The organism is Rhodoferax sp., assembly GCF_028689305.1.
Classification (GTDB): domain Bacteria; phylum Pseudomonadota; class Gammaproteobacteria; order Burkholderiales; family Burkholderiaceae_C; genus Rhodoferax.
In genome coordinates this window covers 1-15,689 of record NZ_JAQTWM010000011.1, presented here as the reverse complement: position 1 = coordinate 15,689, position 15,689 = coordinate 1, and the positions used below count along the sequence as shown (strand labels likewise).

Below are 15,689 nucleotides of genomic sequence, written 5' to 3'. Positions count from 1 at the left end.
TTCAACCCACTTTGATGATGGAACGCGCGCCATCGCGCCGCCCGATGATGTTCAACAGATTCGACAACGCCGCCAGCGACTCCGGCGCAGCACTGGCTTCGCCGGCAAACCGCAGCCGGTTACCCACCCACTGGCCTTGGCCCGAAAGCTGCAAGGCGCCCTTGAGCGTCACCAGTTGCAGCCCCGGCGTCGCCCCGCCGCTGAGCGTCAGACGGTAACTGCCCATGGGACGCAGTGTCGACAGCCGTGACGACAACTCCAGCGCATCCAGTTGGGCCCGCCCGGCCAGTTGCAAACGCCCGGCCGACCAGTTCAGCGTCAGCGCCTGGGTACTCAACGCCAGCTGCCCCTGTGCGGCAATGGTGTTCCAGGGTGTGCCCAAGCCGGACAGCCACTGGGCCGGCCATTGCGACACACTGTCCGACAAAACCACCTGCCCGCCGCCCCAGTGCGGCGACAGGCGCCAGGTCCAGGGCTGCAGCAGGCAACAATCGGCACGCAGCTGCAGCACCAGGCCAGCGGCACCACCGGTCAAAGCCGGGCGCAGTTGCCACTGAAGCCGGCCCGGCAAGGTGGCCTGGTCCTGGCTGCCAGCACCCCCAGTGAGTAGCAAGCGGGCCGAACCCGTCCACACCGTGCCATGGGCTTCCTGCAGCTGCAACTGCCCGTTGCTGCTCTGTTGCACCCAGCTGCCCAGCCAGCGCGCGGGTGCGAACACCAGGCTGCCCACCACCAGCCCCAGACCCACACCCGCCAGCGCCCAGCCCCAGGGGGCGCCGGATGCCCCGCGCGGTCCAGCGGCACGGCCAGAGATCAGAGAGCGGGGTTGGAACTGCAGAGCCATCGTGAATCGTGCTGCCCGCGCTCAGGAGGCGGGCAGGGCAAACACCACCGAACCATCCCAGACGGCAGCCCCCGCAGCCGCGCGCCGCAGATGGGTCTCCACCGGCACCAGGTGGGCGTTTTGCCGGCAGGCCGATAACCACTGTGCCAGCGCCTGGGCCGGCACCCCTTTGAGGGTGACATTCAGGCGGTCCATCTGCTGCGTCATCTGGGCTCCCGTACCCAAGGGTTTGAGCGCCTCTTCCAGCGCGCGCCGGGCTTCCGGCGCATTCAGGGTCGGCAGCGCCTGCAGTGCCCGCGCCTGGGCCTGGAGCCCCAGCATCTGCTGCAACTGCGCTTCCAGGGCCACCCGCTGGCTGTCGGCTGAACGCCATACCGCCAGCGCCGGTGCCAGGGCCAGCCACCACAACAGGGCCAGCGCCACCACCACCAGCGCCAGGATCAGACTGCGCTGCTCGCGCCGGGACGCTGCCTGCCAGCGTGCCTTCAAAGGAGTGAGCCCGTTCATGGTGTGTCCCCGGTGCGGATCAACCACTGATCCCCCTGCACACTGGCCATCAGACCTTGGGCCTTGAGCCCGGCGGTCACCCGCGCCTGCTCCTGCGCCGTCATGGCCGGGCCACCCAGGCGCAACTCATTGGCGGCAAATTCAATCGTGGTCGGCACATAACTCGCAGGGGCCAGGGTTGAGAAGGAAGACAACAAACTCTCCAGATCAGAACCTGCGGCGCTGCCGCTGGCGCGCCGCAAGGCCGCCACTTCACGCGCCATCTGCAGCGGCGCATCCACCACCACCGGCACTTTCGCAAAGGTATCGGTCAGCACGGCACGAATCGCGGCACGCTGCGCCGCCAGAACCCGCTGTTCACGCCAGGCCCAGGCGTTGAGCCCGATCACATTCGCCAGCACCAGCACCAGCAGCGCCCAACGCGCCGCCCGCCACTGCGGCGAGCGCGCCAGCTGCTGCAGCCCCTGCATCAGCTGCGCCCAGCGCGGGTCACGCTGGGCATTGGTGAACTCAAACTGCGCCAGATCCCATGGACTGTGCGCGGCCTGCAACAAACGCTCTCCGCGCTGCTGCAAGGTGACCGCCCGCTGAAAAACCTGCTCGGCCAGCGTCACCACCGCGGGTTCCGCCACCACTGCGGCCCCGGCGTCCAGCAGATTCACCGCCGCAGCCGACAAGGCGCAGCTCAACACCCCGGCAGCGGTCGCTTCACCCGCCGGCGCCAGCAGCCCGGCCACCCGGGGCCGGTCCGCCTCACCCGTGACCTCGATCACTTCGCTCAACGCCTGCGGCGAACTCTCTGGCACGATGCGGGTCACGCTGTGGCCAGCCTGCTCCACCACGGCCAACGCCGCCTTGAGCCAGGCGCGGTCACAGGCAGCCAGCCACACCGGCAAGCCGACCTGCGGCTGCGGCTGCAGCGCCAGATGCAATTGCGCCGGCTCGTCGAGCAACTGGTCTTCAAGCAGTCCATCCAGAATCGCACGCAGGCGGTTGCCGCCGCGCTCGGCTAGCAGCGACCGGGGCAAACTGCCTGGCGGCAACTGCACCTGATGCCAGGACAGCGCCTGCAGCGGCACCACAGCCACCACCTCGGTCTGGCGATCAGTCGCTGGCAACAACGCCAGCGGCACACGGGCGTGGCTGGCCACGGTGCGGCCATCCGGGCTTTGCACGCAGTCAAATAACGCCGCCGTGTCAGCGGGCGTCAGGGGCAGGGTAATGATCAACACAGACATAAAAAATCAGCCGCTCATTGTAGGGTTGGCGCCACATCACTGACCACCTCGCGGTGGCGGCTCAGGGTTTTGACATCCAGCCCGTCGCGTTGCAACAGCGACACCTCCTGCACGGTGCTGCCGCCCAGCCGCAGTTGGCCGGTCACGCTGAAAAAGCGTGAGGCCACCCCATGCAGGTTGGCGTCAAAACGGACCTCGGGCTTGCCCACCAACTGGTCGGCGTCCATCAGGGTGGCCATGTGGCGGCTGGCACGCGCCTGCACCAGACGCTGCGCCAGCGCCATGTCCAGACCCGGCACACTGGCCAGCAACACCTCGGCTGGCGCGGTATTGAGGTTGACCGGGGTGCGCACCGGCAACACCGTGATGAAAGGCCGCAGTGTCTGCAAACTGGCGGCAGACAGCCCCAGCCAGCGCAAATCATCCACCCCCTGCGGCTGCAGCGGCCGGCTGCCACCCTCCTGACCGGCAGCACGCATGTCCTGCGAACGCAACAGCGCCTGGCTCAAGGCCAGCAGCTCGGACTCGGGCAGCTTCAGATGCTTGAACAGCCGCCCCCAGGCCGCCACACTGGGGTCATGCAGCTTGCCGTTGTCAAGCAGGTTGGTCACATTCAGGCGCGCCTGCATGTCCTGCATCTGGCCTGACAAAAACGCCTCCTGCCCAGGATCAACCTCATCGGTCACCAGCGCCTGACCGCGTTCGGCAGCCAGGAAAGTGGACAGCCGCGCGGGCGCCAGCGGCACCGCCCAGGGCTCGGCCAGATGATCGGCGCCGCCCTGACGCGCATCTTCACGCAGGATCAGGCGCGCCCAGTCCAGGGCGCCGGTCAACACCCAGCTCGATTGCACCCGGGTGCGCTGTGCCGTCTCCACCTCGACCCCGCGCCATTGCTGCCACAACATGGCCGAGGCCAGCGTCGCCACCAGCACCACCGTGAGCATGGCCGTCAGGATGGCGGCACCGCGCTGACGGGGGGGCTGAAACAGCCTCGGCGCCTTCATTTGCCCCCACCGATCAGGGGGCTGACCCAGTCGCGCGTCAGCGTGCCGCTGATGGCCTGGCCTGCTGGCAGTGTCAGGACCAGCCGCACCCCGTCGGGGACACTGGTGCTGGCGGCCGCGCTGCCGGCGCTGGACAAGGGGTTGGTCCAGGCGTTGCCCCGATAAAAATACACCTGCCACTGGTCCAGCGCCACTGTGCGCACCTCACGCACCCGATCGTCATCGCTGGGGGCCTGGCCCCACAGCGCTGCTTTCTGCCAGGCCAGATCCAGATCACCGCGCGCGGCAAGCGGTGGCGATTGCCAGCGCAGCCACTGGCCCAGCCCGTTGCTGGCGCGCCGCGCCCACGCCACCACCACCAGGCCAGCCCCCGGGTCGGCACTGCTGCTGCGCAGGATCCGCAGGGTGCGACCATCCCAGTCCAGCCCAGGCAAATCCGGCTGGCTGACCATGGCATCCAGATCGGCGCCCCACTGTGCCAGCGTGGCCTGCAGGGTCAGCACCTCATCCGAGCGCTGCTGCAAACCTTGCTGCGAGCGGCTGACGCCATCCAGGCCGCGCCAGCTCAACACGGCCATCAGGGCCATCAAACTGATGGCCACCAGCAGCTCAATCAGCGTGAACCCGCGGTGGGGATGACGACAGGAACCTGGCCGGTGCATCAGTAACGCCCCACCACCGTGGTCAGATTCCAGATGGTCTGCTCACCGTCCAGCACCAACGCATCCACCCGCCGGAAATTGGGATTGGGCGTAGGGCGCACCGCCAAAGCCACGCTCAGCGGACGCCCGCCCTGCTCACATGGCACGGTGCTGTTGCCCACACCGGGCATCTGCCGGGTCAGACGCACCTTGACCAGCTCGTTTTCCGCGCACAACTGGGCCAGCACCATGTCCGACTGCCGCTGGGCGTGCCGGGTCAAGGCGCCCGTGGCCTGCACACCGGCCATCAGGGCAATCGCCACGATGCCCAGCGCCACCAGCACCTCCACCAGGGTGAAACCACGCAGACCGGATCGGCCAGGGCGGCGCGCAGGCGCGCAGGACATCATCACGGTGTCCCGGCCTGCACGGCAAACGGCCGCACACCATCCGTGGCCAGCCGCAACCCGGACTGCGGCTGGCTGCTGATGGACAGCACCACGGCCTGGGGTTCAATGATGGCATCGGGCCCGAGCACCAGAGCCTGCGCCTCGCGGCCGGCGCGCTGCAACCGGACGCGGGTGTCGGGGTCCAGCCACTGGCGTGGCGCGTCCGGGGGGCTCGCCACCAACTCCGGTTCAAAACGAAAACCTTGCGCTGTGGCAGACCAGCGCACCGGCACGCCCCTGACCTGGGCCTGCGCCCGCCCGGCTTCCAGCATAGCGGCCAGGCGCAAGGCTTCACGCTCCAGCCGGGTCTGCGTGTCGTCACGCAGGGCGAAACCCACACCGGCAGAGGCCAACCCGACAATCGCCAGCACCACCAACAGCTCCAGCAGGGTAAAACCCGCCAGGGCCCGCACGCCCTGGCGGCCAGCAGGCCGTCGGTGTTTCAGGCCGGCCAGGCGCCAGTCATCAGGGTTGCCAGCTGCCAATGTCCGCATTCTTGCCTTCGCCACCGGCCTGGCCATCGGCGCCGTAAGACATCACATCCACCTCACCCTTGATGCCGGGGTTGAGATACACATAAGGATTGCCCCAGGGGTCCTTGGGCAACTGGTCCAGATAATGTTTCCAGTTGCCAGGCACGGGTGCGGTCGTGGGTTTGACCAGCAGCGCCTGCAGGCCCTGCTCGGCAGTCGGATACCGCTGGTTGTCCAGCCGGTACAGCTTGAGCGCCTGCATCAGGTTGGTCACGTCGGTTTTGGCCGCCGTGGCCCGGGCATCGTCGGCCCGGTCCAGCACATTGGGCACGATCAACGCGGCCAGCACACCAATGATCAACAGCACCACCATGAGTTCGATCAAGGTGAAACCGGCCTGCAGGCGGCGCGGCAAGGAGAGGACAAAAGCAGAAGAAGTTGAGCGCATGGTCTTGACCTGAACGTCATGAAGTCTTGGAAGTGTTGCGATGATAATCGCGCCCATGTTACGCACACCCCCCGAATCCGGCCCGAATCGCTGGTTGACACGTCTGCTTACGCTTTTTTTGTCGGCACTGGCCACGGCCAGCGCCGTCTTCTGGGTCCTGCACTGGCCGGCCCAGCCCCAGCCCGCGCGCAACCCGGTCAGCGCCACACCGGTGGCCAGCATTGACAGCACCAAGATCGCGCAGCTGCTGGGCGCCAGCCAATCCACCGAACCCAACGCCACGCCGAGCCTGCAAAGCCATTACAAGCTGCTGGGTGTGATTGCCCAGGGCGGCCAGGGCACCCAGGGGCGCGCCCTGCTGGCAGCCCAAGGTGCGGCGGCCAAACCCTACCGGGTGGGCGATCCGGTTGGCGACGGGCTGGTACTGCAAGCCGTCAAAGCCCGCAGCGTGGTGCTGGGGCCGCCAGGCCAGACACAAGGCACGGTCACGCTGACCCTGCCGATCCTGCCCGGCATGCCCGAGACACCGTGAGCCGCCATGCCAGCCTCCTGCGCTTACCAATTCCACGTTCAGGTCCGGCCACGCTATCTGGCCGACCAGTCAGCCCCCGATCAGGGGCTGTACTTCTTTGCCTACACCATCACCATCCGCAACACCGGTCAGGTGGCCGCTCAACTGATTTCCCGCACCTGGAACATCAACGATGCCAATGGCCTGCACGAAAAGGTCAAGGGCCTGGGGGTGATTGGCCAGCAGCCCCTGTTGCAACCCGGCGAGTCCTTTGAATACACCAGCGGCACCCGCCTGCGCACCCCCACCGGCACCATGCACGGCAGTTACTTTTGTGTGGCCGAAGATGGTGAAAAGTTTGACGTGGACGTGCCCATGTTTGTGCTGGACGCGCTGAGCGCCAGCGGCGGCACCCGCACCCTGCACTGACACCCCATGCGACCCCGCCACGACCTGCCCGAACTGCTGGATGCGCTCAACCCGCACGCTGGCCTGGTGCAACGCCATCTGTGGCTGATCCAGCTGCTCGACTGGGTGCGTGGTGACGCCCGATCGGTGGCCGCCGCACACTCGCGCCTGACCCTGCTGCTGGACGCCCTGCAACAACGCCCGCAGACCCGCGCCCAGGTGCAGCAATGGTGGCAAACCCTGCTGGACACCGTGGACGCCACCGCCCTGCTGGCCGACTACGGTTTTGCCTCGCGCAGCGCCTTCATCAGCGAGCTGGCCGAACGCCTGCGCCTGAAGCTGCTGCCCGGCACCCCCGAGACCGCCGACGCCTCCACGCTGTTTGCGCTGGTGCTCAACCACCCGTTTGATGCGTCATGGATCGCTGCGCTGGACGCCCCCCTGCTGCAGCGTCTGGCCGACCTGCTACAAGGCCCGGCAACGGCGCCGACATCCACGCAGCCGCCACCGCCGTCGCCCTGGCAAGCCACCGTGATGGAAGCCATCACCTTTTGTACCAGCCAGATTCGCGCTGCCGGCTTTTCCCCCGAGCTGCGCCTGCGCATGAGCGCCCCGGCCCGCGAAACCGGGCCCTTCCATGCCCTGAACGCCCACCTGGACCGGCTGGCCACCGCCTGGCGCCGCAACCCGCACCAGCCCAGCGCCGAGTGCCAGCAGGCGCTGCAACGCTACCAGAGCCAGCTGGATGACTGCCGCCATGCCGCGGCCTCGGTCTACACCCACCTGGAAGCTCACGGCATCTCGGTCAACCTGGTGTTCCAGCTGCGCCAGTTGCGGGCCCGGGTGCTGCGCATCCGCGCCCTGCTGGACTGCCTGTTTTCCGACACACCCCACGCGCACACCGCCGAATTGCTGGCCCATCTGGTGACCATCGGACAGGAGCGCCTGAGTCTGCGCGCCCTGATTGCCGCCAACTCGTCCATGCTGGCGGCCAAGGTCGCCGAGCGCAGCTCGGAAACCGGGGAACACTACATCACCCGCACCCGCGCCGAATACCGGCACATGCTGCGTGATGCCGCGGGCGGCGGCGCCGTGATGTCGCTCACCACCCTGATGAAATTTGTGGTGCTGTCGATGGGCCTGTCGGCGTTCTGGAGCGGCTTTTATGCCGGCCTGAATTACGCCCTGAGTTTTGTGCTGGTGCAGTTGCTGCACTGGACCGTGGCCACCAAACAGCCGGCCATGACCGCCCCGGCGATGGCCGCCAAACTCAAGGAGCTGGGCCACCCGGATGCCATTGACCATTTCATTGACGAAGTCGCGCACTTGGTGCGCTCGCAGGTGGCGGCCATTGCCGGCAACCTGGCGCTGGTCATTCCCTGCGTGCTGCTGATCAGCACCGCGCTGTGGGCCACGCTGGGCCGCCCCATGATTGACCACGCCACCGCCGAGCATGTGCTGCACGACCTGACCCTGCTCGGCCCGACTGCGCTATTTGCCGCCCTCACTGGGGTGCTGCTGTTTGCATCCAGCATCATCGCCGGCTGGGCCGAGAACTGGTTTGTGCTGCAGCGGCTGGACTCGGCACTGCGTTACAACCCCCGCATCACTGCCGTGCTGGGCGCAGCCCGCGCCGACCGCTGGGCCACCTTCATGCGCAACAACATTTCGGGCCTGACCGCCAACGTGTCGCTGGGCTTCATGCTGGGGCTGATTCCCGCCTTTACGGCGTTTTTTGGCCTGGGACTGGAGGTGCGCCACGTCACGCTGTCCACCGGCCAGCTCGCCGCTGCGGCGGCCAGCCTGGGCCTGGGGATCTTTCAGCAAGGCGCGTTCTGGTGGTGTCTGGCCGGGCTGGCCGTCACCGGACTGCTCAACGTGGGGGTGAGCTTCTACTTTGCCTTCCAGTTGGCACTGCGTGCGCACAATGTCGGCGGCGTCGAGCGCAGCGCCATCTACGCCGCACTGCGCCAGCGCCTGCGCACGCGGCTGCGCAGCTTCTTCTGGCCCGAACCCGAAACCACGCCGCAGGCCCCCGGCAGCGAACCTCCGCATGGGTGAGTTCGACCTGATTGCGCGTTACTTCAAGCACCCGGCCCGGCGTGCGGCGCTGGGGGTGGGTGACGACTGCGCGCTGCTGCAGGCCCGGCCCGGCACCCAGCTGGCGATCTCGACCGACATGCTGGTGCAGGGGCGGCACTTTTTTGCCGATGTGGACCCGGCCAGCCTGGGCCACAAAGCGCTGGCGGTGAACCTCAGCGACCTGGCCGCCTGCGGCGCCCAGCCGCTGGCCTTCACGCTGGCGCTGGCCCTGCCCGAGGCCAACGAGGCCTGGCTGGCCGCTTTTGCCCAAGGGCTGCTGACGCTGGCCGACGCCCACGACTGTGAGCTGATTGGCGGCGACACCACCGGCGGGCCGCTGACCATCTGCATCACGGTGTTTGGCGAGGTGCCGGTGGTGGCAGGCCGCTCGCAGGCGCTGTTGCGCTCGGGCGCCCAGCCGGGTGACGACCTGTACGTGAGTGGCACCCTGGGCGACGCCCGGCTGGCGCTTGATGCCCTGCAGGGCCAACTGACCCTGCCCGCCGACGTGCTGACCGCCGCCCGCGCCCGGCTGGAGCGGCCCACGCCGCGCTTGGCGCTGGGCCTGGCGCTGCGCGGCATCGCCAGCGCCGCCATGGATGTCAGCGACGGCCTGCTCGGCGACCTGGGCCACATCCTGCAAGCCTCCGGCGTCGGCGCCCTGGTGGATGTTGATATTGCTACAACATTGATAGCTAATAACGATTATTTCATCCGGGCTAGCGGCCAATTTGATGCCCAATGGCTGCAAACCACCCGACGCACCCTGGTGCTGTCCGGCGGGGACGATTACGAGCTGTTGTTCACCGCCCCTGCGCACCTGCGTGACGCGGTGGCAGCGGCCGGGCGCCTCAGCCAGACCCCGGTGACCCGCATTGGCCAGATCCAGGCCCAGCCCGGCCTGCGGCTGGTGGATGGCGCCGGCCAAGCCCTGCCCAACCACTACGCCTCGTTCGATCATTTCAAGTGACTTCAGGACCAGCGCCGGGGGTCACAACTTTGTCACAAAATTGACACGTCACTGTTTTAAATTGAGCACCTGTCCTTCCCGGAATGGTCCTCATGTCGTCTCCCCAGTTCAATGTCCGCACCCCCGAGCCGATGGCCACCGTCGGTCCATTGACGATGCCGCCAATCATCGAGTTCGGCGGCGCTGGGCCGCTGGCCCGGGTGCTGCAGGAACGCCAGTTGCAGCCGGTGTTCCAGCCCATCGTCCAGCTGGGGCAGGCCGCCATCCATGCCCATGAGGCCTTGATCCGCGGCCCAGCCGGACACGCCCTGCACAGCCCGGACGCCCTGCTGGCTGCGGCGGCTACCGAGCAGCTCGGTTACGAACTGGAAATCGCCTGCATCGTGGTCCAGCTGCAGGCTTGGGGCCGGCTCAAGGCGGCCGGACGGCTGTTTCTCAACATCAGCGCGGCGGTGCTGATCGAGTGGGTGCTGACACGCGGGCCGCAAGGCTTGCTGAACCTGTTGAGCAGCGCGGGCGTGTTGCCCCGCATGATCGTGCTGGAGATCACCGAACACGAACGGGTGACCGACATGGACTTGCTGGCCGAAGTGGTGCAGGCGCTGCGCAGCAAAGGCGTCGCGCTGGCGCTCGACGACTTTGGCGACGGCCGCTCCAGCCTGCGCCTGTGGTCCCAGCTGCGGCCCGAAATCGTCAAGATCGACAAGTATTTCATCCAGCACATCAGTGAACATGCCGACAAGCTGAAAACGGTGCGTGCCCTGCTGCAGATCGCCGCCATCTTCGACACCGAACTGGTGGCCGAGGGGGTCGAAAACGCGCAGGACCTGCGGGTGCTGCGCGACCTGGGACTCACCTTCGGCCAGGGTTACCACTTTGGCCGCCCGGCCAGCGTGCCCCTGGACAAGCTCGACCGTGCCGCCACCCAACTGCTGACGGAGCGGGAAATTGCGGTCTTTCCCCAATTGGGCAAGGCCGTGCCCGATGGCCATCTGAACAAGCTGCCGCTGCTCGAAGCCCCCACCGTCACCGCGAAAAACACCAATGACGAGGTCGCGGCACTGTTCCTGGCCCGGCCCGACCTGCACGCCGTGGCGGTGCTGGAGGACGGCCGGCCGGTGGCCATCCTCAACCGCCTGCACTTTATGAACGAGTACGCCAAGCTCTACTACCGCGACCTGTCGGGCCGCAAGTCGTGCATGCTCAATGCCAACACCCAGCCCCGCCTGATTGAAAAAAACCACCGGGTCGATGACCTGGTGGGCATCCTGACCTCGGAAGACCAGCGTTACCTGGCCGACGGGTTCATCGTCACCGACAACGGTCGTTACGTCGGCCTCGGTACCGGCGACCAGCTGGTGCGCTCGGTCACCGAAGCCCGCATCGAAGCGGCGCGCCACGCCAACCCGCTGACGTTTTTACCAGGCAACATCCCGATCAGCCAGCACATCGAACGCCTGCTGAAAAAACAAAGCCGCTTCGTCGCCTGTTATGCCGACCTGAACAACTTCAAGCCTTTCAACGACTGTTACGGCTACTGGCGCGGCGACGAAATGATCCGCCTGATGGCGCACATTGCCAAACAGCACTGCGACCCGCAGCGCGACTTCCTGGGCCATGTCGGGGGCGACGACTTCATCCTGCTGTTCCAGAGCCCGGACTGGCGCCAGCGCTGTGAGCGCCTGGTGGAAGAGTTCAACAGCCAATCGGTCACCCTGTTTGACGAAGCGGCGCGCCAGGCCGGCGGCATCCACGCCGAAGACCGCCATGGCGTGGCCCGGTTTTTCCCGTTCACCACCGTCGCCGTTGGTGCCGTGGTGATTGAAGGTGGCGAGTTTTCCCAGGCCGAAGAGGTGGCCAATCTGGCGGCCCTGGCCAAGCATGACGCCAAACAGGCCGGCTCCGGCCTGTTCGAGCGCAGCCAACCCAGTCAGACCGCTACTCCTGCTGCGCCCACTGCGCCTGCACTGGCGCCGGCACCGCCAGCCGAAAGTAGTCCGCCAGCGTCTTGCCCGCCTCATCCCGATAGCGCCCATCCGGCCCGGCCATGAGCTGCACCTCCGCCACCCGGTCCAGGCGGAAGTTCCTGAAGTCATGGCGCGTCTCGCACCAAGCGGCCAGCGTCCAGACCTTGCCCCAGTAAAAACAACCCAGCGGCCGCAGCGTGCGCAGGCTGGCCTGCCCGGCGGCATCGCAGTAACTCAAGCGCACCTTGTGATGCCCCTGGGCGGCCTGGCGCAGGGTTTGCAACACGCCCTGCACCGCAGGCTCCAACCCGATGGGCGGGGCGTAGATCGCCAGACTTTGCGCCGCGGTACGCGCCGCCGCCGGCAACACCGACAGGATCTTGCCCAGCGCCACCTGCGAGGCCTGCGCCAGCGCCGGGTCCTGCCAGACCTGCGCCATCCGCACCGAGGCCACCAGCGCCCGTGCCTCATCGTGGGTGAACATCAGCGGCGGCAGCTCAAACCCGGCGCCCAGCCGGTAACCCACACCGGCCTCACCTTCGATCGGCACCCCCTGGTGCTGCAGGTCGGCCACGTCGCGGTAAACGGTGCGTTCAGACACCTCCAGCCGCTGCGCCAGAAAGGCCGCCGTGGTCAGGCGCCGGCCACGGATGAGCTGGACAATTTGAAACAGGCGGTCGGCACGGCGCATGAAGTTACCAGTGTTTTAGGGCTCCAGCCCAGACAAAATAGATCTACACAGCTATATTACTTATAGCAAACCAATTCTCAGTTCAGCATGCTCCAGACCATGGCCACCCCCAGCCCCCAGAGGTCCAGCCTTGGCGAGTTGTCACCGGGCAGTGTGAAGCCGCCAGCCTCCCGGGCCTCACGCTGCGCCCGCTGGCGATCACGTTCCAGCGCCACCAGGGCGTCAGCCAGTTCGGGGACCTTGACGGCCTGGGCGCCGCTGGCCGCTTTGGCATAACCCTGCAGCGCCCGCTCCACCGCTTGCGGGTCCAGCAGGGAAAAGGCCGAACGGCAATGCGGGCAGGCGTGGTCCTGGCGCAGGTCCACCGGCGCACCACAGCTGCTGCAATAGATCACCGCCACCCGGCGCGCCATGTCGTCAATTTCAGGCTGGGTGAGCTGGCGCACAAACCCTTTTTCAATCATGAACGACGAAAACGCGCTGAAGCGACCATGGCGCTGCGGGCACCGGTAGGTGATGTAGCGGCCACTGCGCACCACATCAAAGCCCTGGGCCAGCGTGCGGCTGCAGTGCGGGCAGGCCAGCTTGAGCGCCAGCGGCTGGCGCGGCGCATCACGGTGCTCGTGCAAGAGCTTGAACAAGGTCACCACCGCCGCGGCGGTGAGTTTGAGGTTTTCCTGCGGGTCAAACCAGATGCCATGGCAGGCAAAACACAGGTCCAGCGCCACCTTGCCCCCGGCCACGCTGGCCAGCGCGTGCACCTCCATGGGAGCGTGGCAGGACGGGCAGTTGGGGGCGTCGGACATGGTGCAATGGATCGGTGTGCAAGACCCTCCAATGCTAATCTGTCTTGCCGCCATCCCGGCGCCTGCGGCGCAGCTAGGAAAAACAGAGTGACGCCAAATCCGCGCCCATGGCCTGGGCAATCCGGCGCATGTCGTGGTCAGACACCTTGAACAGGCCAAACCGGAACTTGTCACCCCAACGCTTGCGGTCTTCGACAAACTCGAAGCCGTCCAGCAGCGGCGCAATCGGCGCCGGTTGCGCCGGCACATAGACCACATCCCGGCGAAACGGCACAAAGCCGCCACCCATGTCAAACGCGTAGGGTTGCCCCGGCTGCACCACACCGATGGTCACAAAACACTGCAGCCGGTCCTGGCCGCCCATGGTGACGGTGGGGGCGTAATACACCACCCGGTCACCGGGCGCCACCCGTTTGAGCGGTGCACACTTGCCATGACACACCTGCATGAAACCGTGGGCCGGTACCGCACACCCACGCAGGGCATGTTCGGCGCAGGCCACGGCAATCCAGTTCTGGCGCATGGCCGCCTTTATTGTTCGGCGTGCAAGCCAACCCGGTTGCCATCCAGGTCGGTGATGTGGGCAAAAAAGCCCATGCCCGGCGGCAGGGCCTCACGTGGCAGCGCCACCTGCCCGCCATGCACCACGGCCCGGGCCAGGGCCGCGTCCAGCGACGGGGAGGCGTCCAGGTAAACCAGCGCGCCTGTGCCGGTGGCGCCAGCGGCACAGGGCCCCGACAACAAGGCGCCACCCACACCGCCGCCCGGGTGATCGTAGGCAAACACCGCCCCTTCAAACGGGCCCATGGCCTCGCGGCGCATCGGCCGCCCCAGCACGGCTTCGTAAAAAGCCTGGGCCTGGTCCAGTTGGGTGGTGGGAATTTCAAACCATGTGATGGCGTTTTTCATCAGGAACTCCTGTTGTGTTGAAGAAGCCCAGATGGTGCGCCAGGGCTGCTGACAACGCTGTGTCAGCAGCGTGATGTCACTCAGCAGCGCCGAACCCGTGGCCACGTTCGCGCTGGCCCACCCCGTTGCCGCAAAATTTGTGCCAATTTAGCCTTTAGCCCTCGTATTTATTACCTTAATAGCTATTGATTTAGTAGTGAATTGTGGACCAAAACAGCACCCACAGCGCCAGCTCATGGGACTGGCCCAACAAGTGCAGGCGGTGTGTGGTGTGCCAAGTGATGCGGCGGGGATGTGAACTCAGCGTTTCAGACCACGCACCGGCTCATGGGAATTGACCTTGGGAAGGGTGCTTTTACAGCTTCAACGTAGAAGTGAGCTGCCTGCGCGGCTTTTTGCGCAGGTCCGCTCGACTGCCGGGTTAGCGCTCATTTTCGCCGACCAATACGCTTGCAGACAAATAGCCAAGGTCGAATTTCATGAGCGGAAGCGTGCCGTACTTCGACTGTAGAAAGGCAAGTAAGGCGCTTTCGTCATTGCGGTCGATGTCGCTATCAACGACAAGAACGTCCTTCGCTTGTTCCTGCGCCACAGGATCTTCAACCGCTGTACCAAATGGCACCACGACGGAGGAACTCTTGAGTGCGCTGAACTGCGGGGACAGTGGATTCAGGCAGAGCTTGGCGGAAATGGACGAACCAGAAACGTGCGCCACGACGGCTCCGTCAATGACCTGCGCATAGCGATGAAAATCGCTGTTTCGGAAAAAGTAGCAGCGTCTATAGTGCGAGGCGTTCATCTCAAGGATGTTGGTCGTTCCATAGATTGTTGCGATGAATTGATGGAACTTTGCTTCAGCATCGACTCCGGTACCGGTGAACCAAATCAAACGAAAGTCATGATCTTTATCAGCCGAGGATAAAAGTTGGCTGGCGGCTTTTCCAACTAGGCCGGAAAGGCGGTTGTCTCGAACTAATGGAGTCGATGCACCATGTACTTCGCCCTTCGACAACGTGGCTGCCCGTTGCAATAGGCGGGTTGGGTCGTCGATCTTCGTCTTTTCTTCAATCAATACCTTGTATGTCCCGAACGTAGCTAAGAAGTCCGATTCCTCTTTCACTGACGTAGGTATGTCGGAAACGGCAATGCCCCAATGTTGCAGGAGCTGCTTTGCAAAGGATGGGGCGGCCATCTTGAGCGCTAACTTAATGCAGCCGACCGCCTATCCTGGCATTGCCAAGTCAGACGACTGGATAAGCTGGGATATTGTCTGCGGGCGGCGTTGAGCAACCACGCGGAAGGCGCATGGGGCCTCGATTGGTGGTCAATGGCATTGAATATTGGCGTCATGTCCCTCCCCTTGAACCCTGTCGCCTAGGCTGGCGAAATTCTGGCAAACGCCGGTCTGTTGTCCCCGGCGCTGTTTATTCAGCCGGACTATAGCCCATGGGGCCGCGCCCCTGAATGGGCCTTCCCAAGCTCGCCTTCACGGCCCTGACCCGGCCGACTTGCGCGCCGCCTGGGTCTGGCCGCCGTAACCCCAATCGGTGACGGGCAGCTCGCGCACGATGACGTAGCTGGCGCGCTCCAGCGCTTGGCCCGCGCCGAGTTGATGCTGCAACTCCTCAAACGCGGCGGCGATGAAGTCGGCCTTCTGCTGCGCGGTATTGGTTCCCTGGGTCACGCTGATTTCCAGAAAAGCCGTCGGCCCGGCCACGCTGCGGCCTCCCACATGCCATTG

The 15,689-nt window shown here is 65.8% G+C and carries 18 protein-coding genes and 1 pseudogene; 5 read left to right on the top strand and 14 right to left on the bottom strand.

What is annotated here, in order from left to right; all coding sequences use genetic code 11:
* Position 1: 1 nt before the first annotated feature.
* From gspN to gspG, 8 genes are read right to left on the bottom strand one after another with little or no spacing between them, the layout of a single operon-like run.
* Complete coding sequence (gspN, locus tag PHW99_RS04020) at positions 2-844, bottom strand: type II secretion system protein N (RefSeq protein WP_300174033.1); 843 nt, start codon at positions 842-844, stop codon at positions 2-4.
* 21 nt (positions 845-865) lie between these two features.
* Positions 866-1,351, bottom strand: a complete 486-nt coding sequence (gene gspM / locus PHW99_RS04015; RefSeq protein WP_300174031.1) for a type II secretion system protein GspM — start codon at positions 1,349-1,351, stop codon at positions 866-868.
* Positions 1,348-2,589, bottom strand: a complete 1,242-nt coding sequence (gene gspL / locus PHW99_RS04010; RefSeq protein WP_300174029.1) for a type II secretion system protein GspL — start codon at positions 2,587-2,589, stop codon at positions 1,348-1,350. The genes gspM and gspL overlap by 4 nt, the downstream gene beginning before the upstream one ends.
* 14 nt (positions 2,590-2,603) lie before the next feature.
* Positions 2,604-3,593 (bottom strand): type II secretion system minor pseudopilin GspK, encoded by a 990-nt coding sequence (gene gspK / locus PHW99_RS04005; protein WP_300174028.1) that lies wholly within the window; start codon positions 3,591-3,593, stop codon positions 2,604-2,606.
* Complete coding sequence (locus PHW99_RS04000; RefSeq protein WP_300174026.1) at positions 3,590-4,255, bottom strand: prepilin-type N-terminal cleavage/methylation domain-containing protein; 666 nt, start codon at positions 4,253-4,255, stop codon at positions 3,590-3,592. The genes gspK and PHW99_RS04000 overlap by 4 nt, the downstream gene beginning before the upstream one ends.
* Positions 4,255-4,644: a type II secretion system minor pseudopilin GspI gene (gspI, locus tag PHW99_RS03995; protein ID WP_300174024.1), complete on the bottom strand. Its 390-nt coding sequence runs from the start codon at positions 4,642-4,644 to the stop codon at positions 4,255-4,257. The genes PHW99_RS04000 and gspI overlap by 1 nt, the downstream gene beginning before the upstream one ends.
* Positions 4,644-5,177 (bottom strand): prepilin-type N-terminal cleavage/methylation domain-containing protein, encoded by a 534-nt coding sequence (locus PHW99_RS03990; RefSeq protein WP_300174022.1) that lies wholly within the window; start codon positions 5,175-5,177, stop codon positions 4,644-4,646. Before PHW99_RS03990 ends, gspI begins: the two co-directional genes overlap by 1 nt.
* Entirely contained in the window at positions 5,149-5,604 is a 456-nt protein-coding gene (gene gspG / locus PHW99_RS03985; protein ID WP_300174020.1) for a type II secretion system major pseudopilin GspG, read from the bottom strand. The genes PHW99_RS03990 and gspG overlap by 29 nt, the downstream gene beginning before the upstream one ends.
* A 55-nt stretch (positions 5,605-5,659) precedes the next feature.
* Between gspG and PHW99_RS03980 the strand changes: the two genes are divergently transcribed.
* From PHW99_RS03980 to PHW99_RS03960, 5 genes are all read left to right on the top strand, one after another.
* Positions 5,660-6,136, top strand: coding sequence for a type II secretion system protein N (locus tag PHW99_RS03980; RefSeq protein ID WP_300174018.1), 477 nt, complete (start codon positions 5,660-5,662; stop codon positions 6,134-6,136).
* 6 nt (positions 6,137-6,142) lie between these two features.
* The gene (gene apaG / locus PHW99_RS03975) at positions 6,143-6,544 is read left to right on the top strand and encodes a Co2+/Mg2+ efflux protein ApaG (protein WP_300174016.1); all 402 of its coding nucleotides are present in this window, start codon (positions 6,143-6,145) and stop codon (positions 6,542-6,544) included.
* A gap of 6 nt (positions 6,545-6,550) precedes the next feature.
* Entirely contained in the window at positions 6,551-8,584 is a 2,034-nt protein-coding gene (locus PHW99_RS03970) for a site-specific recombinase (protein ID WP_300174014.1), read from the top strand.
* Complete coding sequence (gene thiL / locus PHW99_RS03965; RefSeq protein WP_300174012.1) at positions 8,577-9,575, top strand: thiamine-phosphate kinase; 999 nt, start codon at positions 8,577-8,579, stop codon at positions 9,573-9,575. Before PHW99_RS03970 ends, thiL begins: the two co-directional genes overlap by 8 nt.
* Before the next feature lie 92 nt (positions 9,576-9,667).
* Positions 9,668-11,626 carry a phosphodiesterase gene (locus PHW99_RS03960; RefSeq protein ID WP_300174010.1) on the top strand — a complete coding sequence of 653 codons (1,959 nt, stop codon included), beginning with the start codon at positions 9,668-9,670 and terminating at the stop codon, positions 11,624-11,626.
* On the opposite strand, the gene PHW99_RS03955 is transcribed toward PHW99_RS03960, so the two are convergent.
* The 6 genes and pseudogenes from PHW99_RS03955 to PHW99_RS03930 form a co-directional block, all read right to left on the bottom strand.
* Positions 11,514-12,233, bottom strand: a complete 720-nt coding sequence (locus PHW99_RS03955) for a YafY family protein (RefSeq protein WP_300174008.1) — start codon at positions 12,231-12,233, stop codon at positions 11,514-11,516. The two genes, PHW99_RS03960 and PHW99_RS03955, sit on opposite strands and share 113 nt — an antisense overlap.
* A gap of 77 nt (positions 12,234-12,310) precedes the next feature.
* Positions 12,311-13,039 (bottom strand): zf-TFIIB domain-containing protein, encoded by a 729-nt coding sequence (locus tag PHW99_RS03950; protein WP_300174006.1) that lies wholly within the window; start codon positions 13,037-13,039, stop codon positions 12,311-12,313.
* Positions 13,040-13,112: 73 nt separating this feature from the next.
* Complete coding sequence (locus PHW99_RS03945; RefSeq protein ID WP_300174004.1) at positions 13,113-13,562, bottom strand: EVE domain-containing protein; 450 nt, start codon at positions 13,560-13,562, stop codon at positions 13,113-13,115.
* Positions 13,563-13,570: 8 nt separating this feature from the next.
* The gene (locus PHW99_RS03940; RefSeq protein ID WP_300174002.1) at positions 13,571-13,948 is read right to left on the bottom strand and encodes a VOC family protein; all 378 of its coding nucleotides are present in this window, start codon (positions 13,946-13,948) and stop codon (positions 13,571-13,573) included.
* A 421-nt stretch (positions 13,949-14,369) separates the two neighbouring features.
* A complete protein-coding gene (locus PHW99_RS03935; RefSeq protein ID WP_300174001.1) occupies positions 14,370-15,140 on the bottom strand; it encodes a hypothetical protein in 771 nt (256 codons plus the stop codon).
* Positions 15,141-15,434: 294 nt separating this feature from the next.
* Positions 15,435-15,689: pseudogene (locus PHW99_RS03930) on the bottom strand (tautomerase family protein); the annotation flags it as partial.

Bases quoted from the DNA above. Each gene is read 5' to 3' on its own strand.
- gspN (WP_300174033.1), bottom strand. From the start codon at position 844: ATGGCTCTGCAGTTCCAACCCCGCTCTCTGATCTCTGGCCGTGCCGCT.
- gspM (WP_300174031.1), bottom strand. From the start codon at position 1,351: ATGAACGGGCTCACTCCTTTGAAGGCACGCTGGCAGGCAGCGTCCCGG.
- gspL (WP_300174029.1), bottom strand. From the start codon at position 2,589: ATGTCTGTGTTGATCATTACCCTGCCCCTGACGCCCGCTGACACGGCG.
- gspK (WP_300174028.1), bottom strand. From the start codon at position 3,593: ATGAAGGCGCCGAGGCTGTTTCAGCCCCCCCGTCAGCGCGGTGCCGCC.
- PHW99_RS04000 (WP_300174026.1), bottom strand. From the start codon at position 4,255: ATGCACCGGCCAGGTTCCTGTCGTCATCCCCACCGCGGGTTCACGCTG.
- gspI (WP_300174024.1), bottom strand. From the start codon at position 4,644: ATGATGTCCTGCGCGCCTGCGCGCCGCCCTGGCCGATCCGGTCTGCGT.
- PHW99_RS03990 (WP_300174022.1), bottom strand. From the start codon at position 5,177: ATGCGGACATTGGCAGCTGGCAACCCTGATGACTGGCGCCTGGCCGGC.
- gspG (WP_300174020.1), bottom strand. From the start codon at position 5,604: ATGCGCTCAACTTCTTCTGCTTTTGTCCTCTCCTTGCCGCGCCGCCTG.
- PHW99_RS03980 (WP_300174018.1), top strand. From the start codon at position 5,660: ATGTTACGCACACCCCCCGAATCCGGCCCGAATCGCTGGTTGACACGT.
- apaG (WP_300174016.1), top strand. From the start codon at position 6,143: ATGCCAGCCTCCTGCGCTTACCAATTCCACGTTCAGGTCCGGCCACGC.
- PHW99_RS03970 (WP_300174014.1), top strand. From the start codon at position 6,551: ATGCGACCCCGCCACGACCTGCCCGAACTGCTGGATGCGCTCAACCCG.
- thiL (WP_300174012.1), top strand. From the start codon at position 8,577: ATGGGTGAGTTCGACCTGATTGCGCGTTACTTCAAGCACCCGGCCCGG.
- PHW99_RS03960 (WP_300174010.1), top strand. From the start codon at position 9,668: ATGTCGTCTCCCCAGTTCAATGTCCGCACCCCCGAGCCGATGGCCACC.
- PHW99_RS03955 (WP_300174008.1), bottom strand. From the start codon at position 12,233: ATGCGCCGTGCCGACCGCCTGTTTCAAATTGTCCAGCTCATCCGTGGC.
- PHW99_RS03950 (WP_300174006.1), bottom strand. From the start codon at position 13,039: ATGTCCGACGCCCCCAACTGCCCGTCCTGCCACGCTCCCATGGAGGTG.
- PHW99_RS03945 (WP_300174004.1), bottom strand. From the start codon at position 13,562: ATGCGCCAGAACTGGATTGCCGTGGCCTGCGCCGAACATGCCCTGCGT.
- PHW99_RS03940 (WP_300174002.1), bottom strand. From the start codon at position 13,948: ATGAAAAACGCCATCACATGGTTTGAAATTCCCACCACCCAACTGGAC.
- PHW99_RS03935 (WP_300174001.1), bottom strand. From the start codon at position 15,140: ATGGCCGCCCCATCCTTTGCAAAGCAGCTCCTGCAACATTGGGGCATT.